Origin of the sequence: Gryllotalpicola daejeonensis, from assembly GCF_039538145.1 — a bacterium.
Taxonomy (GTDB): Bacteria; Actinomycetota; Actinomycetes; order Actinomycetales; family Microbacteriaceae; genus Gryllotalpicola; species Gryllotalpicola daejeonensis.
Map to the genome: position 1 here is coordinate 828,037 of NZ_BAABBV010000001.1, position 25,785 is coordinate 853,821.

Here is a 25,785-nt window from a genome sequence, read left to right on the forward strand (position 1 = left end):
GCGATGGCAGACATCGTCCAGGCGCTGCCGCGCCCTGCGCAGATCACCACCGCGCTCGAGCGCATCACGAACCCCGAGCGCGTCAACCCGGCGACCGTCGGCGGCGGCATCGCCGCGTGGGTCGTCTTCGCCGGCGTCTCGAAACTGGTGCCGAACAACGTCGACCTTCCGATGTCGGCCACCGGGTCGATCGACGCGGCGACCGGGTTCGTCGTCACCGTGTCGCTCGCGATCGCCGCCGTCTGGGCCGCGATCTGGGTGCTCGGCACTGTGCACGGCCCGGCGCGCGCCTGGGCGGTGCGCCATCTCACCCACGACGCGAAATGGGTGCTCGGTGCGGGCATCTGGTTCGTGTTCTGGGAGTTCACGACGGCGAAGACCGGGTTGCTCGCACCCCCGTACTTCGATGCGCCGCAGCAGATCCTGACGAGTCTCTGGCAGGAGCGCGGCATCCTCTCCGAGAGCCTCGGCGCGTCGCTGCTGCTGCTCGCGGTCGGGTTCGCGGTCGGCCTCGTCGCCGGCCTGGTCACGGGCGTGACCATCGGCTGGTTCCAGGCGGCGAACTACTGGGTGCACCCGATTCTGATCTTCATCGGGCCGGTGCCCTCACTCGCGTGGGTGCCGATCGTCTTCGTGCTCTTCCCGTCGACCTATTCGGGCGCGGTGTTCATGATCGCGCTGAGCGTGTGGTTCCCCATCACGGTGCTCACCCGGGCAGGCATCCTCTCTGTGCCTCGCTCGTACTACGACGTCGCACAGACCCTCGGCGCGAAGGGCTGGTTCCTCGTGGCGCGCGTGAGCCTGCCCGCCGCCCTGCCGAGCATCTTCACCGGCGCGTTCATGGCCCTCGGCGCCTCGTTCGTGAGCCTCACCGTCGCCGAGAACTTCGGCGTCAACGCGGGCCTCGGCTGGTACCTCAACTACATGAAGGGCTTCGGGAACTACCCGGGCCTGTACGCCGGCATCGTCGTGCTCGTCGTCGTCTGCGGCGCCGCGCTGACGCTGCTGTTCCGCCTCCGCAACTTCGTGCTGCGGTGGGAGAAGGAGCTGACCAGATGGTGACCACGACCGGCCGCGGCGCCCCCATCGACCTCGTCGAGGTGACGCAGGCGTTCCGCAGCAAGGGCAACGATCTGCTCGTGCTCGACGACGTCTCGTTCTCGGCGAAGCCCGGAGAGTTCATCGCTCTCGTCGGCCCGAGCGGTTCGGGCAAGTCGACGCTCATCCGTCTGCTCGCGGGCCTCGACAAGCCGCTGTTCGGGAAGGTCTACGTCGACGGCAAGCCCGTCTCGGGGCCCGACCCCAGCCGCGCCCTCGTCTTCCAGGACCCGACGCTGCTGCCGTGGCGCTCGGTGCGCCAGAACGTGGCGCTCGGGCCGCAGGCGCGTGGCATCCTCAAGGACTCGGGCGACAAGATCGACGAGGTCCTCGAGCTGGTCGGGCTCTCTGATTTCGCGGATGCCTACCCGTCGCAGATCTCGGGCGGAATGGCTCAGCGCACGGCGCTCGCCCGCGCTCTCGTCAACGAGCCGTCCGTGCTGCTGCTCGACGAGCCGCTCGGCGCGCTCGACGCGCTCACCCGCCGGGTGCTGCAGGGCGAACTGGCGAAGCTCTGGCAGCAGCGCGGCTTCACAGCCGTCCTCATCACGCACGACGTTCCGGAGGCGCTCGTGCTCGCCGACCGCGTCGTCGTCTTCTCGCCGCGCCCCGCCAAGGTGCAGGACATCATCGACGTCGACCTGCCGCGCCCGCGCGACCAGTCGAGCCCCGAGTTCATCGCGCTGCGCGATCGCATCCTGGGCGAGCTGGATGCCGCAGGCCTGCAGCCCGACGAGTTGGAGAACGCGTCGTGAGGAAGCTCTTCGCCGCAGGTGCCGTGGTCGTGGCATCCGTCGCCCTCGCTCTCGTCGCCGCGCCCGCGGCGGACGCGCACGTCACGGTGGGCGCCTCGTCGGCCGAAGCGGGCGGCTACTCGGTGCTGACCTTCCGGGTGCCCACCGAGTCGGCGACCGCGGGCACGGTCTCGCTCACGGTGCAGCTGCCGACCGATCACCCGTTCACGTCGGTGTCGTATCAGCCGCTGCCGGGCTGGTCGGCGAAGCTCGTCACCTCGAGGCTGCCGAAGCCGCTGAAGGACGATGACGGCAACACCATCACCTCTGCCGTGACCCAGGTCGTGTGGACGGCGACCGATGGCGGCCTCGCGCCCGGCCAATTCGGTCAGTTCCCGCTCTCGGTCGGCCCTCTGCCCGACGCAGGCACGCTGTTCCTGCCCGCGATCCAGAAGTACTCGGACGGCACCGAGGTCGACTGGTCGCAGCAGGCGCAGGGCGGGGCGGAGGCGGAGCACCCGGCCCCGAGCATCCGGATCACGAAGAGCGCCGATGCCGCGGCCGGCGCCGCCCCGGCCGCGAACCTCTCGGTGACCGCAGCCGCAGCGACCCGCTCCCCCGCGAACCGCTGGGCGCTCGGCTTCGGCGTCGCCGGAGTCGTCGTGGCGCTCATCGCCTCAGCCACCGCGGTCGTCGCGCTGCATCGCGCGCGGCCGTGACAAGCCGGCCGAGGGCGCGCTGGCGCCGTTACGCGCAGGTCGCGGCGCTCGGCGCCGCCCTCGGCCTCCTTATTGCCGGGGCCGGGGCCGTGCTGCCGCAGCAGCCGGCCTCGGCCCACGCCTATGTCGTCTCGACCGCGCCGGCCAACGGGGCCGAGCTGAGCACGGCGCCCGGCAGCGTGCGGGTCACTTTCGACGAGGCGGTGACGCTGCCTGGGACGGCCGACGAGGCGACCGTGCTCGACGAATCCGGCACGCGCGTCGACACCGGCGCGCCGCAGCTGAGCGCCGACCGCACCGTTCTCACGATCGGCGTCAAGGCGGGCATTCCGAAGGGCGCTTACATTGCCAGCTGGTCGGTCATCTCGGCCGACACCCACCCCGTCGGCGGCTCGCTCGAGTTCGGCTACGGGGTTCCGGCCACCGCCGCCGCTGCCGCGCAGCCGGCCGCCGCCGAGCCCAGTGCGCTGCTGTCGCTGCTCGTGGGCGTCGCGAAGGGGCTGCTGTACCTCGCGCTCGTCGTCGGCCTCGGCGTGCCGGTCGCCGCGGTGCTGCTCGGCGCCGCCGCCGACGAGCGCCGACTCGTGCTGCGCACAGCGCTGCTCGGCATCGCGGCCGCGGCGGTGGCATCCGCTCTTCAACTCGTTCTTCAGCACCTGTGGGAAGCGGGCGCGATCGCGACCTTCGCCGGCTCGTCGTACGCGATCGCGGTCTACGTGCGCCTCGCGGCGCTGGCGATCGCCGGCCTCGCAGCCGGGCCCGCTGCGGCGGACCGGCCGCGCCGCGCCGCTCGCGCCGTGTTCACGGGCGCCTCGCTCGTCGCGGTCGGCACCGTCGTCGTCAACGGGCACGGCGGCTCGCACGCCTGGTGGTACTTCGCCTCGACCGCGCTGCACGCGATCTCGGCGGTCGCCTGGCTGGGCGGGCTCACAGTTCTCGGCTGGCTGCTGCTGCGCGGGCGGCTGAGTGCCGACAGGCTGGGCCGGATGCCGCACTGGTCGCTCTACGCCGGGGTGAGCGTCGCCACCCTCGCGCTGTCGGGCGTGGTGCAGGGGCTCGTCGAGGTGCGCTACCCCGGCGCGCTCGTCACGACCCAGTACGGCTGGATCCTGCTGATCAAGCTCGCCCTCGTCGCCGCGGTGCTCGCCGTCGCGATCGGCGGCCATCGGTGGGTGCGCCGCGAGAGCCGCGCCGCGGCGGCCTCCCGCGACGCGCGCCCGGCGCCGGGGCGCACCGCCCGCCTGCGGAACCGCGTGCGCTGGGAGGCCGCAGTGGCGGCATCCGTCGTCATCGTCTCCGGTGTGCTGTCGTCGATCACGCCCGCCTCCGCCGACTACGCGCCCACCGCGACCCGGCACGAGACGATCGGGCCCTATGCGGTGACCCTCGAGGTCGCGCCCGCCCGCACCGGGCCGGAGACGCTCAAGATCACGGTGCTCGAGCCCAGCTTCAACGCGGCGCTGCCCGAATCGCTCGACGTCACGCTCGGCCAATCCGGCGGACCCGTGAAAGCGCTGAAGGTGCAGTTCCCCTACCGCATCGCCGGGGTGCTGCACCCCGGCAAGCCGACCCCCGTCGCCTTCACGAGTGCCGCGGTCACGGTGCCGCGCACGGGCGAATGGACGGCGAGCGTCACCGTCGTCGCCGGGCCGCTCGAGCAGTACACCGCCGATCTCAGCTACCAGGTGCATTAGGAAGAGGAACAGATGACCCGCTTCGAATCCGTCGCGGAGGCGATCGGCGGCACGCCGCTGATCCGACTCACGAAGACCGGTCTGCGCCCGCGCATCTACGTCAAGCCCGAGTGGTACAACCCGGGCGGCAGCGTGAAGGACCGCGCCGCCCTCTCGATGCTGCGCGCCGCCGAGGCCGACGGACTGTTGCGCCCCGGCGGCACGGTCGTCGAGACCACGAGCGGCAACACGGGCATCGGCTTGGCGCTCTATGCCGCGCATCTCGGCTACCGCTCGGTGATCTTCACGAGCTCGAGCATCTCGAAAGAGAAGCGCGACCTGCTCGTCGCCCACGGCGCCGAGCTGCGGCTCGTCGACGCGTTCGTGCCCAAGTCGCACCCGGACTCGCTCAAATCGGTGGCCGAGCGCTTCGTCGCGTCGACACCGGGGGCGTGGCTCGCGAACCAGTACGACAACCCGGCGAACCCCGCCGCGCACGTCGCTTCGACGGGCCCCGAGATCTGGGCCGACACCGAAGGCGCCGTCACCCACTTCGTCGCGACCGTCGGCACCGGCGGCACGATCTCGGGCACGGGGCGCTACCTCAAGGGCATCTCGGGCGGCCGTGTGCGCGTGATCGGCGCCGACCCCGCGACCTCGAGCTACTCGGGCGGCGACGGCAGTCAGAAGTTCATTGAGGGCGCCGGCCACTTCGTGCACCCGCTCGCCGACGAGGATGTCTGGCCGCAGTCGCTCGACCTCTCCGTCATCGACGCCTATGAGTCGGTGACCGACGCAGAGGCGATCGCCACCATCCGCGACGTCGCGCGCAGCGAGGGGCTTCTCGCGGGCGGCTCGTCGGGCGTTGCGCTGACGGCCGCGTTCCGGCTGGCTGCGACGCTCACCGAGGAGGACACGGTCGTGGTGCTGCTGCCGGACTCCGGTCGCGCGTATCTGTCGACCTACTACAACGACGACTGGCTGCTGGCGAACGGATTCCGCGCCGAGTCAGGGGCCGTCGTCGGAGATCTCGCCGCCCCGCTGCGGGCGGTCGGGCGCACGCGCACCGGGGCGTCGGCGGCCCGCGAGCTCGCGTCGGTCATCGCGGGCGACGAGCCCGTCGCCGTGCTCTATGGGCGCCCTCTGCCGAACGCCGCCCCGCACCATGCCGACATCGCAGGCTGGACGACCGCAGCGCGTCTCGCCGAAGCCGATACGGCGGGCGCCGCGGCGGTGGCAACCGGGGTGCGGCTCGGTGCGGGTGAGCCCGTCGCCGCGGCGGCGGCGCGCGCGGCATCCCTCGATCCCGACTGGCAGGTCGCCCTCGTGCTCGACCAGGGTCGCGTGAGCGGCTTGGTCACGCGAGCTCGGCTGAACGCTCACCGCGTCGCCACTTCTGGCGCTACCGCCGCGATCTTGGCGCCGAAAGTGGCGACGCACTGATTCCCGCTACGGCGCCGAGGGCGAACCCGCCCTGGTGACGTACTCGCGCGCCTGATCTTCGTCCATCACGACCATGCCGCGGATGCCGTGCGCCGAGCGGGCGAGCGCATCGATCCAGTACTTGTTCAGCTCGGGCGGCTTCGATCCGCTGAAGCGGAACGCCATCGGAATCTGCGGCGAGATCCAGAGGCTGATCCGCCCCGAGCCGTCTTCCACCGGGACCTGCCAGTTCAGCAGGAACGACTCGCCGATCCGCAGCTTCGCGGTGATCGCGATTTTGAGGTGCGCCAGCACGCGGTCGTCGAACCGATAGTCCGCTCCTGCGTAGGTCAGCGTGCCCATGGCGTCTCACTTGTCATCAGGGTCGAGAGTACGGATGCTTGGTGCGGGCCGCCTCACCCCGAGGGGTGTATCTCCTCCCCCTTAGCATGGAGGCATGGCACCGATCCGCATCGCGCTGGTCAACGACTACGAGGTCGTCGGCAAAGGGCTCGCAGCGATGCTGCGCGGCTACCAGGACACCTTCGAGATCGTCGAGCTCGACGCGGGAACCGTGCCGAGCACGCAGGTGGACCTCTCGCTGTACGACACGTTCGCGGCGGCCGCCGGCGACCGTGACGAAGTGAAGGCGCTCGCACACAACCCACTGGCGGGAAGGGTCGTCGTCTACTCGTGGGATCTCGACGAGCAGCTCGTCGCGCGGGCTCTGGCGAACGGCGCGGCCGGCTACGTATCGAAGGGCCTGCCGGCGCGTGAACTCGTCGCCGCGCTACTGGCTGTCCACAGAGGCGAGGGCCCCGTGCACGCGGTTCCGGAGGGCGCACCCGCCGCAACCATCGGCGACTGGCCGGGCCGCGAAGAAGGGCTCACTCAGCGCGAGGCAGAGATTCTCGCGCTGATCACGCAGGGCCTGAGCAACGCCGAGATCGTCGAGCGCACGCACCTGTCGATCAACTCGATCAAGTCCTACATCCGCTCCTGTTACCGCCGCATCGGAGTCACGAACCGCTCGAACGCGATCCTGTGGGGCGTCGAGCACGGCTTCCGCCCCGACCACGCGCGGCACGTGCCGAATACGGTCAGCGACCGCCGGTGAGCTTGCGGTCGCGCTGCGCGACGCCGGCCGTTCCGTAGGGGTAGTCGTCCACCCGCGGCGTGCTGACCTGCGACAGCGTGCGCAGCTCGTCGGCCGTCAGCTCGAGGTCAGCAGCACCGAGGTTGTCAGCGAGCTGGTCGAGGTTGCGCGCCCCGAGGATCACGCTGGTCACCGCCGGCTGCGCTCCCAGCCACGCCAGCGCGACCTGCGACTTGGAGACGCCATGCGCGTCGGCGACACGCCCGACGGCATCGATGACCTCCCACGTGCGCGGGTCCGCGTTGCGTGCCTCCCACGCCTCCATGCCGCGCTTCGGGTTCTCGCCGAGCCGCGTCGCACCGGTCGGGTCCACGTCGCGCTGGTACTTCCCGCTCAGCCAGCCGCCGGCGAGCGGCGACCACGGCAGCAGTCCGATGCCCGCGTCGAGCGCGGCGGGCACCACCTCGTGCTCGATGTCGCGCACGAGCAGGTTGTACTGCGGCTGCAGCGTGACGGGGGCCGGCCACCCGTGGGCGCGCGCGACGTGCACCGCCTTCGTGAGCTGCCAGCCGAGGTAGTTCGAGAAGCCGTAGTATGCGATCTTCCCCGCGGCGACCGCCTCGGCGAGGAATCCCAGGGTCTCTTCGATCGGGGTGTGCGCGTCCCACGCATGCATCTGATACAGGTCGATCTGCTCGACGCCGAGGCGCCGCAGCGACGCGTCGAGCGCCCGGCCGAGGTGGCGGCGGCTGAGGCCGAGATCATTGACGCCCTCCCCCATCGGGAACCGGCCCTTGGTCGCTATCACGACGTTCTGCGCCTCGGTCGGGTGGGTGGCGAGCCAGTGGCCGATGATCGTCTCGGAGCCGCCGCTGCTGTACACGTCTGCCGTGTCCACGAAGTTGCCCCCGGCTTCGATGAAGGCGTCGAGGATGCTGTGCGAGGTGGCCTCGTCGGCCTCCGCGCCGAAGGTCATGGTGCCGAGGGCGAGGTTCGAGACGACGGTTCCGCTGGTTCCGAGGGTGACGTAGCGCATAGTTCGATTCTGCCCACAGCAGGCGCGGCCGAAACGGCCCAGTCACGCTGGCACTCGAAGGCCGTGAGTGCTAATTTAGGTCATGTCGGGGGCCCGAGCGCGCCGGCCCCCAACCAGCCGGTTCATGAGCCCGGGTCGCTCGCCGCCCCAGGGCCGCGTCCAGCTCGTGAGCAGCAGACGCCGCCACCGCATCCGCGGTGCAGGGCGATCTGGCATCCGCAGCGGACCGACCCGGGCTCCCGGCCGACAGCCGCCTGTCCGCCTGCCTGTGTCCATGCCAAGGAGTCCGCGTGACCATCGCCGCCGACCGTTCTCGACTCGCTCCGCGCCCGGTGCGCGAGCTGCCGCCCGAGCTGCTCGACGTCCAGCTCGACGTCGTGCACCCTGACGACGAACCCGACACCGGGCCGAGCTCCGAGCTGCTGCTGGCGTGCAGCGCGATCTTCGCCGGCGTGTTCAGCGCCGCCCTGCTGGCCGGCGAGCTGGCTGTGCGGCTGGTCGGCTGGCGCCTGTGGTGACGGTGTCGCGCGCCGGTGGTTCGACGGGGTGGGTTCTCTCGAGCTGACTTCCCTCGACGTCGACGTCCGGAACGAGGCGGTCGAGCCACTTCGGGAACCACCAGGCCGCCCGCCCCAGCAGGTGCATTGCGGCCGGGATCAGCAGCATCCGCACGATGAACGCATCGGCGAGCACGCCGAAAGCCAGGCCGAATCCGATCGGCTTGATCATCGACGAATCCGCGAAGATGAAGCCGGCGAACACCGAGATCATGATGATCGCCGCGGCCGTCACGACCGTGCGCCCGGCATGGAACCCGCGTTGCACCGCGATGCGCGCGGACGCGCCGTGAACGTATGCCTCACGCATGCCCGAGACGAGGAACAGCTGGTAGTCCATCGCGAGTCCGAAGAGCACTCCGACCAGGATGATCGGCAGGAAGCTCAGAATCGGCGCCGGGTCGTGCACGCCGAAGACGGCGCCCAGCCAGCCGAGCTGGAAGATCGCGGTCAGGCCGCCGAGAGTCGCCAGCAGCGACAGCACGAAGCCCGCCGTCGCGACGACCGGCACGAGGATCGACCGGAAGACGACGATCAGGATGATCAGCGAGAGCCCCACCACGACGGCCAGGTAGAGCGGCAAGGCATCCCCCAGCTTCTGTGAGACGTCGATCGCCGCGCTCGCATTGCCGGCGACGCCGAGATCCAGCTCGCGCAGCGCATGCACCAGCTGCTCGGTCTCGACGCTGTCGGGGCCGCCCGACGGGATCACCTCGAATGCGATCGCCTCCTTGTCGTCCGAGGTTCCGATCGGCACGACCGAGACGACGTGCGGTTGGGCCGCGATCTTCTCGCCGAGTTGGACCTCGTGGGCGACCAGCGTGTCGTCGGTGACCTTCTGTGGAAGATCGGCGACGACGACCAGCGGTCCGTTCTGACCGGCCCCGAAGGCATCCTCGACGGCCTTGTACGCCTTGTACTGCGTGCTCGCCGCATTCTCTGACGCGCCGGTCGGCAGGTTCAGCCGCATCTGCGCGGCGGGAACGGCGACGACGCCCAGCACCGCGACGCCGAGCACGAGCGTCACGATCGCGCGCCACGTCGGCATCGGCTTCTGCGGAACCCGGTGGTGGTCGGCGTGGCCGATAGAGGCGCGCTCCGTCCTCTTCAGGATGCGCGGCCCGATCAGCGACAGCATGGCCGGGGTGAAGGTGATGGCGACCAGGATCGCGGTGGCGACAGCGACCGCACCGACGGTGCCCATGAGGCCGAGGAACGGGATGCCGGTGACGTTCAGCGCGAGCAGTGCGACGATCACGGTCGACCCGGCGAACACCACGGCGTTTCCCGAGGTGCCGTTCGCGAGGCCGATCGACTCGTGCGCATCGACGCCGCGCTTGAGCTGGGTGCGGTGCCGGTTGAGGATGAACAGCGAGTAGTCGATGCCGACGGCGAGGCCGAGCATGAGACCGAGGGTCGGCGTCGCCGACATGAACTGGACGATTCCGGAGAACGACAGGGATGCCAGCGCTGAGACCCCCACGCCGACGAGGGCCGACAGCAGCGGCAGCCCGGCGCCGACGAGGGTGCCGAGCATCACGAAAAGCACGATCGCGGCGATGACGACACCCGCGATCTCGCCGACGCCGACCGAGGCCGGCACGCTCTGCGCGAGGTCGTTGGACACGTGCACCGCGACACCGTCGATGTCGGCATTCTGCGCCTGATCGATGATCTTCGTCTTGAGCGGCTGCGGCAGCTCGATCGCCGGCGTACTGAACTGCAGGGTGCCGAGCGCCGTGGATCCATCGCTCGAGACGAAGCGCAGGTCCTTCGACAGGGCGAGCAGCCTGTCGCCCTGATCGAGCTGCTTCTGCTGCGCGTCGAGCTTGGCCTGGGCTGCGGCAAGCTGCTGGGGCGGCAGCTGCGCGCTCTGCACATCCAGCTGCTGCCGGGCAGCCGCGAGTTGCTGCCGGCCGGCCTCGAGTTGCGCGCGCTGGTCGGCGAGCTTGGCCTGGCTCTCGAACGGATTCACCGCAGAAGCCACGCCGTCGTCCTTGGCGATACGCGTCAGCAGGTCACCGATCTCGGTCTTCTGCTGCGCCGTGAAGGCCGAGCCGTCCTCGGTCGCGAAGACAAGTGTGCCGCTGCCGCCGCTCGCCGAGCTGAATCGGCTGCTGAGCTCGTCGGTCACCTTGCTGGTCGCGGTTCCCGGAACGCTCACCGACGACGAGATCGCACCGTGGAACAGGCCGTATGCCGCACCGGCCAGCCCGAGGATGACGACCCACGCGATGACGACGGCCCAATGGCGACGCGCGCAGAAGCGCCCCAGTCGATAGAGAAGCCCGGCCATGCGATCCCCTGGTCCTTTCTCAGTCAGCGGCTCGGAAACCCGAGCCCAGTCGGCTGAACAGGTCGCCGACGAGGCGATCCCACGCAGCGAGCGACCGCGCGCCGAGGGACGCCCCGGTCTGCGCGACCCAGCGGTCGGCGATCACGACGACGCCGGCCATGACGGCGCCGAACATGATCTCGACGTCGAGCGGGTCGGCGCCGCCGCTGCGCCGCGCGATCTTCTCGACGGAGTCGCGCGCGATGCGGTTGAACGCGATCTGCTTCAGTGCGTCGGCGCGTGCCGCCGCCGCGGGCGTCGTGTCCGGCCCGCCGAGGATCGTCACGATCGCATTGATGGCGCGGGCGAGCTCGGGCGAGCGCATGGCCGTCTCGAACGTGCCGAAGAGAAACGCAGAATCGATGGCGGATGCCTCATCGCTGCCGATCCGCGCCACAAGGTCGTCCACCACGACGGCCAACAGCTCGGTGCACAGCGTGATGAGGATGTCGTCGACGGTGGCGAAGTGGTTGAAGATCGTGCGGCGCGAGACATCCGCTCGCTCCGCCAACTCGTCCACGCTGAAACCGGGGCCGCCCTGCTCGGCGATCAGCTCGCGGGCCGCGTCGAGGATCGCCGTGCGGTGCCGCGCCTTCGCGGCGGTGCGCCGATCCGCTTGCTCGAGAACCATGTTCTTACACTAAGTGCGTCGTTGCACTCAGTGCAGATTCATGGTGCGGATTGCCAGCGAGCGCAGGCCGATATCGTCGCCGCCCCTCCTTGGAACGATGCAAACGTATTCCTCAACGCCCGAAGGCGGCGTATTCTCTGACCCCATGACGACGACGACTGAGACCCACATGACGACGTCGACCTGCCCGATCTGCGGCGATGGCCTGCGTCGGTCCGACGCGGCACTGAGGTGCGACACCTGCGAGCTCGACTACGAGCCGGACCGCGCCGACACCTAGCGTGGGCCCGCACAGCAGCCGGATACACGAAAGCCCCCGACCGAAGCCGGGGGCTTTCCGATGTGACCCCAGCGGGATTTGAACCCGCGTTACCGCCGTGAGAGGGCGACGTCCTAGGCCGCTAAACGATGGGGCCGGACTTGCTGCGCCAGCGGCGCAACGGGTTCTACTTTACATGGCGCCGGCGGGCTCACAAAATCGAGCGGACGAGCGCCGCTACCTCAGCAGCCGCACCGCGCCGGGCACGACGGTGACCTCCACAGGCAGCGGCCCGATGCGCTCGCCGTCGGCGTATGCAACAACCGCGGGTGCCTCGATGCGGACGCTGCGCACCTTCTCGAGGTGGACCTCCGGCTCGTTCGTGTGCTCGCCCCTGAACACCTTGGGGAAGATGCGCAGGAACCTCGGCCGGGACATCCGATCCACCACGAACAGATCGAGCAGCCCGTCGTCCATCGCGGCGCTCGGCGCGATCTTCATGCCCCCGCCGATCGAGGTGTGGTTCGCAACCGCGACGAGCATGGCGTCGAACTCGCGCTGCTGCCCGTCGACGACGACGCGGTAGTGCGGCGCGCGAAACGTCAGCAGCTCGCGCACGACGGCGATCGTGTAGCGCCGCTCGCTGTTGGGCCACGACATGAAGTTCGCACGCTCGTTGACGGCGGCGTCGAAGCCGGCGGAGAGCGCACCGAGCATCCAGGTCGTGTGGACGCCGTGCACCACGCGGCCCGCATCGACCACAGCCGGCTCGCTCTCGAGCGCCGTCACGATCAGGGCAGCGGCGGCGGCAGGGTCGCCGAGGGGCATCCCGATGTTCCGGGCGGTGTCGTTGCCCGTTCCGACCGGCACGACGCCCAGGGGGATCCCGGTCTCGGCCACCGCGTTCACTCCGAGGCTCACCATGCCGTCGCCGCCGACGACGATGAGCGCTGCGCTCTCAGGCGCGGTCACCGCGCGCACCTCGCGCTCGACTTCGCGCCGCAGCAGCTCGTAGTTCGGCTGGCGAACCTCGATGACGGTGTGACCCGCCGCGGCCAGCGCTTCGGCGGCGGCGGCGCCCGCGCCGTGATGGCGCCCGAAGGCTGCGGTCGGATTGATCGCGACGATCAGTCGCCTGGGTCGCTTCGTTGGGCTCGGCGGCATGAGTCACCATCTTCCGGCACAGCGCCATAGCCTGGCAACATGCGCATCACAAAGCTGGAACATGCCGCGTTCGTCCTCGAGAAGGACGGCGCGAAGCTCGTCGTCGACCCGGGCAACTTCGCCCGCCCGCTGCCCGACGCGACCGGAGTCGCCGCAATCGTGATCACCCACGAGCACGCCGACCACTGGGACGCGCCGCACCTGCAGGCGGTGCTCGAGGCGAACCCCGCCGTGCCGATCTATGGCCCGCAGGGCGTCAAGGATGCCGCGCAGGGCTTCGATGTGACGGTGGTCGCACCCGGCGATTCGGTCGTCGCCGGCCCCTTCGAGCTCGAGTTCTTCGGCGGCCGTCACGCCGAGATCCACTCCTCGATCCCGATCGTCGACAACGTCGGCGTCTCGATCGACGGCGGCGCGGTGTACTACCCCGGCGACTCCTTCACCGTGCCCGAGGGTGTCGAGGTCGACGTGCTCGCGGCGCCGTCGAGCGCCCCGTGGCTGAAGGTCGGCGAGGCGATGGACTTCGTGCTCGCCGTGAAGCCCCGCCGCGCGTTCCCGACGCACGAGATGATCAACTCCGAGCCGGGCAAGGCGATGGCCAAGGCCCGCATCGAGTGGGCCGCTCAGCAGAACGGCGGAACGCTGCTCGACCTGACGGCGGGCGACTCCGCCGAGCTCTGAGCCTCGGCGAGCTCGTCGAGCAGCCGAAGCACGGCGCGCGCGACCCGGTCGTTCTCACGGAAGCTCATGGCATCCGTGAGCGGCCGGGCGAACGCGCCGGCGTTCGGCGCCGAGGTGAACGGCCCGATGGCAAAGCGCGCGGCATGCGGCTCGCCGTCAGGGCCGATGAGGCGCGAGTCGTCCGGGTGCACGGTGAGGAGAGGGGCGACGGATGCCTGCCCGGCGGCATCTCGCAGCGCGGGGTTCTCACTGGCGTGCGCCGCTTCCTCAGGAAGCCACGCGTCGACCAGATAGCGCGACACGAGCTCGCCAGGGACGGAGGGGCTCGACGCGCGGAACACGCCGGCCGAGGCATCCGCTCGCACCTCGAGCTCAGCCCCCAGAAAACGCACGACGCCCGCTTCGGCGAGCGCGAGCAGCTCCTCGAGCCGGTGCACCGGCGGCCCAGAGGCGACGTAGCTGAAGAAGGCTTTGAACCACGGCGGCACCTCGATGCCCGAGCCGCCGATGGCGAAGAACGCGAACAGCAGCGAGGTGAAGAAGCCGAGCGTCGCCGAGTGCTCTGCGGCGGTGCGCCGGTGCACGTCATCGACGATGTAGTCGATCAGATGGCGCTGCAGCGCATCATGATCGGCGAACTCGAGACCGGCGAGCGGACGGTCGAAGGCCGTGAGATCAAGCGCATCGGCGGGGTCGACGAGTGCGTCGGCGACCAGGGCGCGCAGCTCGTCCGACCAGGGGTCGAGCGTGGCGAACCGCTCGAGGAACTCACCCCACGGCATCCGCACCCGCTCAGGGTGGCCGAGGAACAGCTCGTGGTAGTACCCGTGCAGCGCCTCCTGCGCGAGTAGCGGCCAGACGTCTGCCGCGAAGTCGGCGCCACGCGCGCCGAGCTCCGCCGCGATCTCGCGCGTGAAGAACCGCTGCTCGGGCCGCGGCGCCACCAGCTGCGAGGTGACCTTCGAGTGATACGGCACGCCGCGCCGCGACCCGAGGTGCAGCCGCGGCTCGTTGCCGCTCGGCAGGTAGCGCAGGCCGCCGGGCGCCGCGTTGTCGGGCTCGAAGCGGCCGCCGCGGCCGAGCGTGAGCAGCACGACGAGGTCGATGGCCGCGAGCCCCATGCCGCGCACGATGACCTCGGCCCCCGGCGGAAGCCCGTCGAGGTCGGCGTCGGCGGTGAACGCCGGCGCGAGGTAATACGCGTCGTGCTCGCGCGCGAAGCGGTCGAGTAGCTCGTGCTCACCGGCGAGCTGCGAGCCGTTGTGGCCCAGCGCGTACAGCACGGCGTCGGCCGCCAGGGTGGTGCCGTCTGCGAGGCCCACCCGCTGGTGGTCGCCGTCTTCGGCGACGGAGACGGCCGAGGTGCGCAGCCACTCGACCTCGACGCCCTCGGGCAGCCGGGCCAGCGTGCGGCGGTGGAACCAGTCGAGATAGAAGCTCTGCAGGCGGCGCGTCGGGAAGCTGGAGGGTCCCAGCGCCTCGAGCTCGGCGCGCACCGCATCGTCGTCGACGACCACGTCGAGCTCGCCCGCCCGGAACTGCTCCGCCCACTCCGACAGCGAGGGTCCGGGGGTGATCGGCCCCTCGACCGTGCACGAAGCATCCGTGAACATGGTCACGTCGGCGGCGAGCGAGTTCAGCTTGAGCAGCGGCGACTGGTCGTAGCGCCAGAGGCGACCGGGCCCCGGCTGATACGGATCGATGAGGACGATACGGATGCCTGCCGCCACGGCGCCCTGCCCGAGCTCACCTGCCCGCAGATTCTCGACGACGCGCTCGAGCCAGCCGACACCGCGTGGGCCGGCTCCGAGCACGGCGACGGTGAGCGGTGGCATGACTGCCAGCATGCCCTGCGGCGCTCCGGGCGCCGGCCGCATGTTGCGCTGTGTTGCGGCGGTTACGGGATGTTTCCCCGGCGTTTCCGCCTCGCGAAGCATCCGCATAGCGTGCCGAACCATGACCACCGCATCCCTTCGCTCCGGCGTCAGCGCGCCCGCGAGTCCGGAGCACCGCGCCCAGCTCGTGCCCGCCGCCGCGCTCACGCGGCGCGTGCAGCCGTTGCGGCGCCCCTGGCAGTGGGTCGCGACCGGCGTCGTGCTGCTGCTCGCGCTGAACTTCGGTCAGACGCTCTTCACGAACCCCGCGTGGGAGTGGAGCCGCGTCGGCCACTGGTTCTTCAACCCCGCGATTCTCACGGGCCTGACGATCACCCTCGAGGCGACCGCGATCAGCGCCGTGGTGAGCTTCGTCGGGGGCGTCATCGTGGCTCTCGCCCGGCGCTCGCGCAACCGCGTGCTGAGCGGCGCCGCGTGGCTGTATATCTGGGTCTTCCGGTCGATTCCGCTGATCCTCGTGCTGGTGTTCCTGTACAACCTCGCCTCTCTCTACCCGAAGATCGGCGTCGGCATCCCCTTCGGCCCTCAGCTGCAGTTCTCGACGACGAACGTGCTCTCGGACTTGACGCTCGGCGTCGTGGGCCTCAGCCTCGCCGAGATCGCCTTCGCGGCCGAGATCGTGCGCTCGGGGCTCGTGGCGGTGGACCTCGGCCAGCACGAGGCGGCGAAGGCCCTCGGCATCCCCCGCTATCGCCAATTCACCCGCATCGTGCTGCCGCAGGCGCTGCGCACGATCGTGCCGGGCTACGTCAACCAGATCGTCGGGCTGCTCAAGTCCAGCTCGCTGCTGTTCTACGTGAGTGTGCTCGACCTGTTCGGCGTCGTGCAGAACCTTCAGTCGACCTACCCCAGCGAGGTCATCCCGCTGCTGGTGGTCGCGAGCGTCTGGTACCTGATCCTCACGAGCGCGATCGCCCTCGTGCAGTACTTCGTCGAGCGGTTCTACAACCGCGGCCTGAAGGGGGCACGATGAGCGCCACCTCGGCAGCGGCCGTGCAGATCGTCGGCGCGCACAAGTCCTTCGGCGACAAGAAGGTGCTGCGCGGCATCGACCTCTCGATCGAGCCCGGCACCGTCACCGCGATCCTCGGGCCGTCCGGCTCCGGCAAGTCGACGCTGCTGCGCGCGGTGAACCACCTCGAGAAGCTCGACGAGGGGTACGTCGCCGTCGACGGCGAGCTGATCGGCGTGCACCTCGTCGGCGACCGGCTCAAAGAGCTGCACGAGAAGCAGATCCTGCGCCAGCGCGCCCGCATCGGCTTCGTCTTCCAGAACTTCAACCTGTTCCCGCACCTGACGGTGATCGAGAACATCGTCGAGGCGCCGGTGGCGACCGGCAGGCTGCCGAAGGCGGCGGCGCGCGAACGCGCCCTCGAACTGCTCGCGCAGGTGGGGCTCAGCGACAAGGCGGATGCCTTCCCTCGCCAGCTCTCCGGTGGCCAGCAACAGCGCGTCGCGATCGCCCGCGCGCTCGCCCTCGACCCCCAGCTGATCCTGTTCGACGAGCCCACCTCGGCGCTCGACCCCGAACTGGTCGGCGAGGTGCTCGCCGTGATCCGCCGGCTCGCCGAGACCGGGCGCACGCTCGTCGTCGTCACGCACGAGATCGGCTTCGCCCGAGAGGTCGCCGACCACGTCGTGTTCCTCGACGAGGGCGTGATCGTCGAGCAGGGCTCCCCCGGCGACGTGCTCGTGAATCCCACGCACGCCCGCACGCGCGACTTCCTGGCGCGTGTGCTCTGACCTGACCCTTCACCCCAACCAAGAGAAGAGAAACCCATGACGACCCCCATCACCCGCCTGCGCCGCGCAGGCGCCGGGCTGCTGGTCGCCGGCGCGCTCATCGCGTCCGTCGCCGGCTGCGCCGCCAGCTCGGCCGACGCCAGCACCCAGAGCGCCAAGGGCACGGTCACCGTCGGAGCGCACAGCAACGGCGCCGCGAAAGAGACCACCATCGATGTCTCGACCGTTGCGAAGATCCGGGCCGAGCTCCCCGCGTCTGTGCGCAAGAGCGGCGAGCTGAAGATCGGCGTCGGCGCGCTGCCCGCGGGCTTCCCCCCGCTCGCCTTCACCGGCGACGACCAGAAGACCCTGACCGGCGCGGAGCCCGACCTCGGCCGCCTCGTCGCCGCCGTCTTCGGCCTCAAGCCCGTCGTCTCGAACGCCACGTGGGACAACCTGTTCGTCGGCATCGACACGGGCAAGACCGACATCGGCTTCTCGAACATCACCGACACCGAGCAGCGCAAAGAGAAGTACGACTTCGCCTCGTACCGCGACGACAACCTCGCGCTCGAGGTGCTCAAGAAGAGCACCTGGAAGTGGACCGGGCCCGACTCGCTCGACGGCAAGGTCGTCGCGGTCAGCGCGGGCACCAACCAGGAGAAGATCCTGCTCGAGTGGCAGAAGCAGCTAAGGAGTGAGGGCAAGAACTTCACCATCAAATACTTCGCCGACACCAACTCGACCTACCTCGCGCTCAGCTCGGGCAAGATCGACATCGACTTCGGACCGAACCCGTCGGCCGCCTACCACGACACGCAGACCGCCAAGACGGCGAACCCGACCCGCACCGAGGCGACCTACTCGGGCGCCGGCGCCAGCCTGCAGGGTCTGATCGCCGCGACGACCAAGAAGGGCAACGGGCTCGCCCAGCCGACCGTCGATGCGATCAACTACCTGATCGAAAACGGTCAGTATGCGAAGTGGCTCGCGGCCTACAACCTCTCGAACGAGGCCGTGCAGAAGTCCGAGCTGAACCCGCCGGGGCTGCCCATCACGAACGAGTAGGGTTTTTTGCCCTCGCTTCTCGGGCTCAGGCATCAGTCCAGTGCGTATGCGCTGATCGGATGCCTGAGCCCGAGGTGTTCCCGCAGGGTGCGACCCGCGTATGCGCTGCGGAACACGCCCCGCGCGACGAGCTCGGGAACAACCAGCTCGGCGAACGCCTCGAGCTGCGCCGGCATCCACGCCGAGAGGATCTGGAAGCCGTCGACGGCCCCCGACCGGAACCACGCTTCCAGTCGGGCAGCCACCGCGGGGCCGTCGCCGACGAGCAGGGAGGGCACGCGGGCGCGGGTGCCTGGGGCGACGAGGGCGAGCAGCTCGCTGGCCAGCGCTTCCGCCTTCTCGGGCGTCTCAGCGACGACCGGCAGCACCGGGATCACCAGCGCCGGCGCGTCGAGCGGGTCACGGCCCGCTGCGAGCGCCGCGGCGCGCAGGCCCGCGCGGTAGTCGAACGCCTGCGCGGCATCCTCGAAATCCGCGATCGCCACGTTTCCGCGCGTCGCCACCAGCTCGTGCGCGCGCGGCGAGGTGCCCGTGTGGGTGATCGGCACGGCGCCCTGCACGGGCCGCAGCGCATTCAGCGGGCCGGCGGTCTGCACGAAGCGGCCGTAGTAGTCGGCCGGGTGCACGCGGCCCGGCTCGGCCAGTTGGCCGGCCGAGGCATCCGCGATGAATGCGTCGTCATCCCAGCTGTCCCACAGGCGTCGCAGCGCGTCGACGAACTCGAAGGCGCGGTCGTAGGCGTTCAGGCGGTCCCACTCGACGTCCTTGCCGTAGTTCGCGGCAGCGGGCGCGTTCGCGCCGACGTGCAGGTTGAGACCGAGCCGGCCGCCCGAGAGCAGATCGATCGATGCCGTCTGCCGGGCGATCGAGTACACCTCGCTGTAGGTGGTGTTGATGCTCGTCAGCAACCCGATGCGGCGCGTGGATGCCGCGAGGAACGCCACCGCGCTCAGGGGGTCGACCCTGGCCAGCAGGTGCGGCGCGGTCGTCTCGAGCTCAGGCCCGGTCGAGAGCCAGTCGCCGAAGTACAGGTAGTCGAAACCGGCCCGCTCGGCGATCTTCGCAGCCTTCACGAGCACCTGGGGTTCGCGGCGGGGCAGGCGCTCAGCGCCGGGCATCCGCCACCCGGAGGGGAACGCGCCGAGGGCACGGAACGCCGCGCCGAGGATCATGTGCTCGCCCATGCCTCGACGCTATGGCGGTGCCGCGCGCCGCCGCTCGCGTGTTACGACACAGTGTTACGCCGGGCTCTGCCTGCCCGGTTTCCAGCTCACGCCGGAAACTGCAGCATGCCGGGCGGGGTGTTCCAGCGCACGACGACCGGCTGCGCATGCTCGAATCCGAGCACGCTCACCGTCGCCGTCGCGAGCGAGAACGCCTGCGCGTCGACCGGACGCAGACCGAGCCACGCGGCGGCCATCGCGCGCAGGAAGTGCCCGTGGGCGAAGCAGATGACGTCGTCGCCGTTCCACATCGTGTCGAGGGCCCGGGCGATCACGCGCTTGGCTCGCGCCTGCACGTCGGCCGCGGACTCCCCCGGCGTCGCGCCGGCGGGAACGCCGTTGCGCCACAGGTTCCAGTTCGCGCCGCGCTGCTCGATGATCTGCGGCGTCGTCAGCCCTTCATACGCGCCGTAGTCGAACTCGGCCAGATCCTCGTCGAGCTCGACCTGGTCGCCGTAGCCCGCGAGCTCTGCGGTGCGGATCGCCCGGTGCCGCGGGCTCGAGAGCACGAGGCCGAAGCGGTGACCGTTCAACACCTCGGCGATCGCCGCGGCCTCGGCCTCGCCCGCCTCGGTCAGTGGCAGGTCGGTGACGCTGGTGTGCTTGCCCGACAGGCTCCACTCGGTCTGCCCGTGGCGCACCAGCACGAGGCGCGCCTTGTTCGCGCCGCCGTGCTCCGAGAACGCCTCCCCCGGGCGGGTCGAGCGAACGGTGAGGCGGATGGTGGGGCTCATATGGTCTCTCTGGACAGGCTGCGCAGCAGCAGATAGGCATCCTCGACGCGATAGTCGAGGAACGGCGCGAAGAAGGGGTCGTCATCGAAACGGGCGGTGCGCCCGAGCTCGTGCTCGCGCAGCAGCCAGTCGAGTTCGGCCCCGACCGCCAGGGCGAAGGTCTTGCCCTGCCAGCCGAGCGCCTGCGCAGCCGACAGGTCGAGCACGGCGGGCGGCACCACGTCCCACGGGTGCGCCCCGTACTGCGGGTCGACGTCGTCCTCGAGCAGCTCGAACTCGAAACGGTGGCCCGCGTGCGCGGCGACCGCCTCGGCGATCTGCCGGCCGGTCGGGGCATCCGTATCGCCGACGTTCAGAATGCGGGCAGCCGGATGCTTCGCCACGACCTCCACAAGAGAGGCGATGTTCGCCGCCGCGGTCGTGTGGTCTCCCCCGCGGCCGCCGTGCGCCAGCGCGAGCTGCTCGCGGTCGTCGAGCGCGCGCTTCAGGAAGACCCACTCGCGCGGTCGGGCGGCACCGGGCCCGTGCACCTTGCCCGCGCGCAGCACGGTGACCGGCAGCCCCGAGTCGAGCAGCACATTCTCGGCCGCGATCTTGTTCGCCCCATAGCCGTCCCGCGTGGTGGGGTCACCGCGGCCTGGGGCCACGGTCGCATCGGTCTCGCGGATCGGCAGCGGGAACACCGGCTTCGTCGCCGAGTTGCCGTGGTTGCCGAACTCGTCGACGTAGACCGCCTTGCTCGAGATCATGACCGACGCGTCGGCGTCGGCGAGGAACGGCGCCACCGTCAGCGCGTCCGCCTCCGTGAAGGCGAGGCAGTCGACGATCAGCTCGGCGCCGTCACCGATCACGGCACGCAGAGCGCGGGCATCCCCTCGATCTGAATTCACGAATGTGAAGCCGGATGCCTCAGCCACATCGTCCGGCACGTGCGCGGCATCGCGCCCGGTCGCATCGACCCGCCAGCCCGCGGCCAGCAGTCGGGCCGCAACGGCCCGGCCGATCAGCCCGGTACCGCCGAGGATCACTGCACGCGCCACCCCTCAAGGCTACCGGCGCGGTGAAGATACCGTTGAGGGGTGGACTCAGTGGAGAACCCCCTCGACGGCACCCAGATCGCCTACCGCGTCTTCGGCGAGGGCTCCCCTGGCGCACCGGCCGTCGTGCTCGTGCACGGCACCGCGCTCACGCAGGCGATCTGGCGCGGCTTCGGCTGGGTGCGCGAGTTGCAGGCGACTTACAAGGTGGTCACGCTCGATCTGCGCGGTCACGGCCGCAGCGACAAGCCGTATGACGAGGATGCCTACGACCAGGCGCTCTTCGTCGGCGACGTGCTCTCGGTGATGGAGGCCACGGGCGTCGAGAAGGCGCACTACATCGGGTACTCGCTCGGCGGGCGTGTCGGCTTCGAGATCGCCTACACGCACCCCGGCCGGCTCGCGAGCCTCGTCACGCTCGGCGGCTCGCCGCGCACCGGCGGCCAGGGCATCTTCGACAAGACCTTCTTCCCCGGTGTCGTCGACACGCTCGTTGCCCGCGGCATGCAGGCCTTCGTCGACCGCTGGGCCGAGCACCTCGGCAAACCGCTGGACAACTCGACGGCACTCGCCCTGCTCTCGAACGACCCGAAGGCGCTCGCCGCCTACATGCGCAAGACCGAGGAGGACCCAGGCGTGCCCGCGCATGCGCTGTCGAGCCTTCCGATGCCGCTGCTCATGATCGCCGGCACCGAGGACCACATCCGGGTGCGTGCCGCGGCCCGCATGCAGTCCTACCTGCCGACGATGCCCGTGCGCCTGCTCGACGGCGCGACGCACGGGCGCACGCCGCGGCACCCGGATGCGCTGCCCGCGGTGCGGGACTGGCTGGCGGCCCAGCCTGCATAGCCGCCTGGGCGCGGAAGAATCCGCGCGGGGCGCATGTTTTGCCCTCGAAAACGTGCGCCCCAGCGCGATTCCTCCGAAGCGGCGTCTAAACGTACTGTCGGATGAGCGACCAGTCGGCGGCCGAGAGGCGGTCGGTCGAGGTGTTGCGCTGGTGCCAGAACGGGTAACGCAGGTCGGGCAGCGTCAGCTCGTCGATTCGGGCACGCTCGTCGTCGCTGAGAACCAGGGATGCCGCGGCCAGGTTGTCGCTCAGCTGCTCGTCGGTGCGCCCCGCGATGATCAGCGAGCTGATCTGCGTGCGGCCGAGCGTCCACGCGAGGGCGACCTGCGCGGCCGAGACGCCGTGCCCGTCGCCGATCTCGACCAGCAGGTCGATCAGCTTGTAGAGCAGGTCCTCGTCGTAGACCGGCGGCTCCGTCCAGCCCTGGAAGCGGCGCGAGCCCTCCGGCGCGTCCTGCCCGCGACGGTACTTGCCCGAGAGCAGTCCGCCGGCAAGGGGGCTCCAGACCAGAATCCCCAGGCCCTGGTCGATCGCGGCGGGGATGACCTCGCCCTCGATGTCGCGCGTCTGCGGCGAGTAGTGCACCTGCGTCGCGACCGGCCGGGTGAAGCCGTGCTTCTCGGCGGTCATGACCGCCTTCACCGTCTGCCACCCGGTGTAGTTAGAGATGCCGAGGTAGCGCACCTTGCCCGACTGCACGAGGTGGTCGAGCGCGGCCCAGGTCTCCTCCAGCGGCGTCTGACCGTCCCACTCGTGCAGCTGGTAGAGGTCGATGTAGTCGGTCCCCAGGCGGCGCAGGCTGTCTTCGGCACCGCGGATGATGTGGTGCCTCGAGGCGCCCGCGTCGTTCGGGCCGTCGCCCATCGTCATGCGCACCTTGGTGGCGACGATCCACTCGTCGCGGGCGCCGGCGAGGGCGTCGCCGAGGATCTCCTCGGAGAGGCCGTTGGAGTACACGTCGGCCGTGTCGAGGATGTTCACGCCGGCGTCCTTCGCGAGGCCGAGCTGGCGCTTCACATCGTCGAGCTGCAGTGTTCCCACGGGGGTCGCCCACCCGGTGCCGCCGTAGCCCATGGTGCCGAGGGTCAGGGAAGAGACGCGAAGTCCGGAGTTGCCGAGCTGCCTGTAATCCATGCTTTCGAGCCTAGAGCCGAATCGATTCGACAACCAGTGCGCTTAGGCTCGAACCATGCCACTTCAGGGAGAGTACGAGCCGGGCGTTTCCGAATGGGCCCGCACGCAGGCCGAGCAGTTCGAGGCCTCAGCGGGCGCCGAGGCGAACACGCTGCGCGGCAAGCCGATCGTCGTCGTCACCAACGTGGGCGCGAAGTCGGGGAAGCTGCGCAAGACCGCGGTGATGCGCGTCGAGCACGACGGCGAGTACGCGGTCGTCGCCTCCAAGGGCGGCGCGGCGCAGCATCCCACCTGGTACTGGAATCTCGTCAAGAACCCGCACGTCGAGCTTCAAGACGGCAGCAAGAAGGGCGACTACGTGGCGCGCGAGCTGCCTGACGGCCCCGAGCGCGACGCGTGGTGGGCGCGCGCGGTCGAGGCGTGGCCCGACTACGCCGAGTACCAGAAGAAGACCGACCGGCTGATCCCCGTCTTCGTGCTCACGCCCCGCGACTGAGCTCTTCGTAGGCGGCGACCAGCTGCTGGGCGGCGCCGGACGGCGCGTTCGGCACCATCGACAGCAGGTGCCCGAGCGGGATCGCGGCGAACATCTTCCCCTCGTTCGTGTTGGGGTCGAGCTGGAAGGCGTGCGCGTCGGGCAGCTGCGCGATCGCGCCCTGCAGCACCTGCGCGCCGACGGGGTCGGCGAACCAGTCCGCGATCGGCGAGAACACGGTGAGGCGCTGCCTCGGGCCCTGCGCCGAGAGGCGCACCTCGCCCGAGAGGCGCAGGTCGCGGCTCGATGCGCCGACCGAGAGCGTGAACAGGCCCTCGTCGACGATCCAGCCGTGGCGCGAGATCGACCAGTAGGCGAAGGCCCGCGAGTCGAGCTCGATCGTCACGGTCTCAGACGCGCCGGGCTCGAGGAACACCTTCTGGAAGCCGACCAGCTCGTGCTTCGGCCGGTCGATCGCGCTGTGCCGGTCGCTGCGGTACACCTGCGGGACCTCGGCGCCGGCGACGTCGCCCACGTTCGTCACGGTGAAGGTGACGGATGCCCCGTCGCCGGCCGCCTCGACAGAGAGCCCCGAGTACTCGAACTCGGTGTAGCTCAGCCCGTGGCCGAACGGGTACGACACCGGCAGACCGCGAGTGTCGTAATAGCGATAGCCGACGTAGATGCGCTCGCCGTAGACCACCTGGCCGTCGCAGCCGGGGAAGTTGATGTACGCGGGAGTATCGGCGAGCTTCACCGGAATCGACTCCGTGAGCTTGCCGCTCGGGTTGGCGCGGCCGAGCAGCAGCTGGGCGATCGCCCGGCCGCCGGCCTGCCCGAGCAGCCAGCCCTCGAGGATCGCGCGAGCGCGGAACTCCCAGCTCTCGGTCTCGACGAGGCCACCGTTCGACAGCACCACGACCACCCGGCGCGTGACGGCGGAGACCGTCTCGATGAGCGCGAGCTGGTTCGCCGGAAGCTCGATGGTCTCGCGGTCGAAGCCCTCCGACTCGTAGGAGTCGGGCAGGCCGAGGAACAGCACTGTCCAGTCCGAGTCCGCGGCGAGGGTGCGCGCCTCGTCCGCGAGCGCCGCGTCGGCCTCCGCGTCACCGTCGAAGGTGAATCCCGGCGCGAAGCGCACACGGTTCCCGATCAGCTCGGTCAGGGCGTCGAGCGCGTTGTCGACGCGGGTCGACGGCACCTGCGAGCTGCCGGAGCCCTGATAGCGCGGCGTGCGGGCGAACTCGCCGATGACGGCGATGCGCGTCGAGCCATGCTCTGAGAGCGGCAGTGCGGCGTTCTCGTTCTTCAGCAGCACGGGGCCCTCGAGGGCCGCGCGCAGCGCGAGCTCATGCTGGGCGTCGAAGTCGACCTCGACGGGGCCGAGGCGCGAGGCATCCGCCCGCTCTGCCAGCGTCGAAAGTCGCGACACGACCCGATCGAGCACGAACTCGGGCAGCTCGCCCGACTGCGCCGCTGCGATCACACGGTCGTCACCGGTCGCCGTCGGCATCTTGAGATCGAGGCCGGCCTTGACCGCCTCGACGCGGTCGACGACGGCACCCCAGTCGCTCACGACGACGCCGTCGAAGCCCCAGTCGTCGCGCAGCACACTCGTGAGGAGCCACTCGTTCTGCGAGGCGTAGACGCCGTTGATGCGGTTGTACGAGCACATCACCGTCGCCGGCTTCGCGTTCTTCACCACCCGCTCGAACGCCGGGAAGTAGATCTCGCGCAGGGTGCGCTCGTCGACCTCGGCCGAGACGTACATGCGATCCGTCTCCTGGTTGTTCGCCGCGAAGTGCTTCACCGACGCGCCGACGCCCTGCGACTGGATGCCCTCGACCAGTGCCTGGCCGAATGAGCCCGCCACCAGCGGGTCCTCGCTGACGTACTCGAAGTTGCGGCCGCACAGCGGGCTGCGCTTGATGTTGATGCCCGGCCCGAGCACCACGTCGACGCCGAGGGCGCGCGCCTCGCGGCCGATGGCCTCACCCACCTCGCGCTGCAGCGCCGGGTTCCACGTTGAGCCAAGCCCCACAGCGGGCGGGAAGCAGGTGGCCCGCTTCTGGCTCTTGAGCCCGATGTCGGCGACGACCCGCATGCCGTGCGGCCCGTCGTTCATCGTGATGCGACGGATGCCCGGCACGGGCTTCGTGCTCCAGAAATCGGCCCCCGAGGCGAGGGTCGCCTTCTGCTCGAGGCTCAGATCGGGAATGACTTCGTCAAGCTCGCGCGGCAT

The 25,785-nt window shown here is 70.2% G+C and carries 25 protein-coding genes and 1 tRNA gene; 14 read left to right on the forward strand and 12 right to left on the reverse strand.

Annotated features, from left to right (window positions below; all coding sequences use genetic code 11):
• Nucleotides 1-3 precede the first annotated feature (3 nt).
• The 5 genes from ABD736_RS04155 to ABD736_RS04175 are packed head-to-tail and all read left to right on the forward strand — an operon-like array spanning nucleotide 4 to nucleotide 5,667.
• Nucleotides 4-1,062 carry an ABC transporter permease gene (locus ABD736_RS04155; protein WP_344790473.1) on the forward strand — a complete coding sequence of 353 codons (1,059 nt, stop codon included), beginning with the start codon at nucleotides 4-6 and terminating at the stop codon, nucleotides 1,060-1,062.
• Nucleotides 1,056-1,853, forward strand: a complete 798-nt coding sequence (locus tag ABD736_RS04160; RefSeq protein ID WP_344790474.1) for an ABC transporter ATP-binding protein — start codon at nucleotides 1,056-1,058, stop codon at nucleotides 1,851-1,853. Before ABD736_RS04155 ends, ABD736_RS04160 begins: the two co-directional genes overlap by 7 nt.
• The gene (locus ABD736_RS04165; RefSeq protein WP_344790475.1) at nucleotides 1,850-2,551 is read left to right on the forward strand and encodes a YcnI family protein; all 702 of its coding nucleotides are present in this window, start codon (nucleotides 1,850-1,852) and stop codon (nucleotides 2,549-2,551) included. Before ABD736_RS04160 ends, ABD736_RS04165 begins: the two co-directional genes overlap by 4 nt.
• Entirely contained in the window at nucleotides 2,548-4,245 is a 1,698-nt protein-coding gene (locus tag ABD736_RS04170; RefSeq protein ID WP_344790476.1) for a copper resistance CopC/CopD family protein, read from the forward strand. The genes ABD736_RS04165 and ABD736_RS04170 overlap by 4 nt, the downstream gene beginning before the upstream one ends.
• Before the next feature lie 12 nt (nucleotides 4,246-4,257).
• Nucleotides 4,258-5,667, forward strand: coding sequence for a PLP-dependent cysteine synthase family protein (locus ABD736_RS04175; protein WP_344790477.1), 1,410 nt, complete (start codon nucleotides 4,258-4,260; stop codon nucleotides 5,665-5,667).
• Nucleotides 5,668-5,673: 6 nt separating this feature from the next.
• Here ABD736_RS04175 and ABD736_RS04180 read toward each other — a convergent pair whose 3' ends face one another.
• Nucleotides 5,674-6,009, reverse strand: a complete 336-nt coding sequence (locus ABD736_RS04180) for a DUF7882 family protein (RefSeq protein ID WP_344790478.1) — start codon at nucleotides 6,007-6,009, stop codon at nucleotides 5,674-5,676.
• Between the two features lie 94 nt (nucleotides 6,010-6,103).
• On the opposite strand from ABD736_RS04180, the gene ABD736_RS04185 reads away from it, so the two are divergent.
• Complete coding sequence (locus ABD736_RS04185; protein ID WP_344790479.1) at nucleotides 6,104-6,763, forward strand: response regulator transcription factor; 660 nt, start codon at nucleotides 6,104-6,106, stop codon at nucleotides 6,761-6,763.
• Here ABD736_RS04185 and ABD736_RS04190 read toward each other — a convergent pair.
• Nucleotides 6,747-7,778, reverse strand: coding sequence for an aldo/keto reductase (locus ABD736_RS04190; RefSeq protein ID WP_344790480.1), 1,032 nt, complete (start codon nucleotides 7,776-7,778; stop codon nucleotides 6,747-6,749). The genes ABD736_RS04185 and ABD736_RS04190 overlap by 17 nt on opposite strands.
• Before the next feature lie 290 nt (nucleotides 7,779-8,068).
• Here ABD736_RS04190 and ABD736_RS04195 point away from each other — a divergent pair, with 290 nt between their 5' ends.
• A complete protein-coding gene (locus ABD736_RS04195) occupies nucleotides 8,069-8,296 on the forward strand; it encodes a hypothetical protein (protein WP_344790482.1) in 228 nt (75 codons plus the stop codon).
• Here the strand turns inward: ABD736_RS04195 and ABD736_RS04200 are convergent.
• Together ABD736_RS04200 and ABD736_RS04205 are read right to left on the reverse strand one after the other, a co-directional pair.
• Entirely contained in the window at nucleotides 8,235-10,631 is a 2,397-nt protein-coding gene (locus ABD736_RS04200) for an MMPL family transporter (RefSeq protein ID WP_344790483.1), read from the reverse strand. The two genes, ABD736_RS04195 and ABD736_RS04200, sit on opposite strands and share 62 nt — an antisense overlap.
• A 19-nt stretch (nucleotides 10,632-10,650) precedes the next feature.
• On the reverse strand, nucleotides 10,651-11,301 hold the full coding sequence (locus tag ABD736_RS04205) for a TetR/AcrR family transcriptional regulator (RefSeq protein ID WP_344790484.1): 651 nt from the start codon (nucleotides 11,299-11,301) through the stop codon (nucleotides 10,651-10,653).
• 145 nt (nucleotides 11,302-11,446) lie between these two features.
• On the opposite strand from ABD736_RS04205, the gene ABD736_RS04210 reads away from it, so the two are divergent.
• Nucleotides 11,447-11,581: a hypothetical protein gene (locus tag ABD736_RS04210; RefSeq protein ID WP_344790485.1), complete on the forward strand. Its 135-nt coding sequence runs from the start codon at nucleotides 11,447-11,449 to the stop codon at nucleotides 11,579-11,581.
• 63 nt (nucleotides 11,582-11,644) lie between these two features.
• Here ABD736_RS04210 and ABD736_RS04215 read toward each other — a convergent pair.
• Together ABD736_RS04215 and ABD736_RS04220 are read right to left on the reverse strand one after the other, a co-directional pair.
• Nucleotides 11,645-11,717: transfer RNA gene (locus ABD736_RS04215), tRNA-Glu, on the reverse strand.
• A gap of 80 nt (nucleotides 11,718-11,797) precedes the next feature.
• Entirely contained in the window at nucleotides 11,798-12,724 is a 927-nt protein-coding gene (locus ABD736_RS04220; protein WP_344790486.1) for a diacylglycerol kinase family protein, read from the reverse strand.
• Between the two features lie 39 nt (nucleotides 12,725-12,763).
• Between ABD736_RS04220 and ABD736_RS04225 the strand changes: the two genes are divergently transcribed.
• Entirely contained in the window at nucleotides 12,764-13,405 is a 642-nt protein-coding gene (locus ABD736_RS04225; RefSeq protein WP_344790487.1) for an MBL fold metallo-hydrolase, read from the forward strand.
• Here the strand turns inward: ABD736_RS04225 and ABD736_RS04230 are convergent.
• The gene (locus ABD736_RS04230; RefSeq protein ID WP_344790488.1) at nucleotides 13,348-15,240 is read right to left on the reverse strand and encodes an FAD/NAD(P)-binding protein; all 1,893 of its coding nucleotides are present in this window, start codon (nucleotides 15,238-15,240) and stop codon (nucleotides 13,348-13,350) included. The genes ABD736_RS04225 and ABD736_RS04230 overlap by 58 nt on opposite strands.
• Nucleotides 15,241-15,361: 121 nt before the next feature.
• Here ABD736_RS04230 and ABD736_RS04235 point away from each other — a divergent pair, with 121 nt between their 5' ends.
• Genes ABD736_RS04235 through ABD736_RS04245 form a run of 3 tightly spaced genes read left to right on the forward strand, consistent with a single transcriptional unit; the run spans nucleotide 15,362 to nucleotide 18,090 of the window.
• Nucleotides 15,362-16,273, forward strand: a complete 912-nt coding sequence (locus ABD736_RS04235; protein ID WP_344790489.1) for an amino acid ABC transporter permease — start codon at nucleotides 15,362-15,364, stop codon at nucleotides 16,271-16,273.
• The gene (locus tag ABD736_RS04240) at nucleotides 16,270-17,043 is read left to right on the forward strand and encodes an amino acid ABC transporter ATP-binding protein (protein WP_344790490.1); all 774 of its coding nucleotides are present in this window, start codon (nucleotides 16,270-16,272) and stop codon (nucleotides 17,041-17,043) included. Before ABD736_RS04235 ends, ABD736_RS04240 begins: the two co-directional genes overlap by 4 nt.
• 36 nt (nucleotides 17,044-17,079) lie before the next feature.
• Nucleotides 17,080-18,090: a transporter substrate-binding domain-containing protein gene (locus ABD736_RS04245; RefSeq protein ID WP_344790491.1), complete on the forward strand. Its 1,011-nt coding sequence runs from the start codon at nucleotides 17,080-17,082 to the stop codon at nucleotides 18,088-18,090.
• Between the two features lie 32 nt (nucleotides 18,091-18,122).
• Here ABD736_RS04245 and ABD736_RS04250 read toward each other — a convergent pair whose 3' ends face one another.
• The 3 genes from ABD736_RS04250 to ABD736_RS04260 form a co-directional block, all read right to left on the reverse strand.
• Entirely contained in the window at nucleotides 18,123-19,274 is a 1,152-nt protein-coding gene (locus tag ABD736_RS04250; RefSeq protein ID WP_344790492.1) for an LLM class flavin-dependent oxidoreductase, read from the reverse strand.
• Nucleotides 19,275-19,360: 86 nt separating this feature from the next.
• A complete protein-coding gene (locus ABD736_RS04255; protein ID WP_344790493.1) occupies nucleotides 19,361-20,047 on the reverse strand; it encodes a histidine phosphatase family protein in 687 nt (228 codons plus the stop codon).
• Nucleotides 20,044-21,087 (reverse strand): NAD-dependent epimerase/dehydratase family protein, encoded by a 1,044-nt coding sequence (locus ABD736_RS04260; RefSeq protein ID WP_344790494.1) that lies wholly within the window; start codon nucleotides 21,085-21,087, stop codon nucleotides 20,044-20,046. The genes ABD736_RS04255 and ABD736_RS04260 overlap by 4 nt, the downstream gene beginning before the upstream one ends.
• 39 nt (nucleotides 21,088-21,126) lie before the next feature.
• On the opposite strand from ABD736_RS04260, the gene ABD736_RS04265 reads away from it, so the two are divergent.
• Nucleotides 21,127-21,933, forward strand: coding sequence for an alpha/beta fold hydrolase (locus ABD736_RS04265; protein ID WP_344790495.1), 807 nt, complete (start codon nucleotides 21,127-21,129; stop codon nucleotides 21,931-21,933).
• Between the two features lie 85 nt (nucleotides 21,934-22,018).
• On the opposite strand, the gene ABD736_RS04270 is transcribed toward ABD736_RS04265, so the two are convergent.
• Nucleotides 22,019-23,068 (reverse strand): aldo/keto reductase, encoded by a 1,050-nt coding sequence (locus tag ABD736_RS04270; RefSeq protein ID WP_344790496.1) that lies wholly within the window; start codon nucleotides 23,066-23,068, stop codon nucleotides 22,019-22,021.
• A 55-nt stretch (nucleotides 23,069-23,123) separates the two neighbouring features.
• Here ABD736_RS04270 and ABD736_RS04275 point away from each other — a divergent pair, with 55 nt between their 5' ends.
• On the forward strand, nucleotides 23,124-23,564 hold the full coding sequence (locus ABD736_RS04275) for a nitroreductase family deazaflavin-dependent oxidoreductase (RefSeq protein WP_344790497.1): 441 nt from the start codon (nucleotides 23,124-23,126) through the stop codon (nucleotides 23,562-23,564).
• Here the strand turns inward: ABD736_RS04275 and ABD736_RS04280 are convergent.
• Nucleotides 23,548-25,785 (reverse strand): glycoside hydrolase family 3 C-terminal domain-containing protein, encoded by a 2,238-nt coding sequence (locus ABD736_RS04280; RefSeq protein WP_344790498.1) that lies wholly within the window; start codon nucleotides 25,783-25,785, stop codon nucleotides 23,548-23,550. The genes ABD736_RS04275 and ABD736_RS04280 overlap by 17 nt on opposite strands.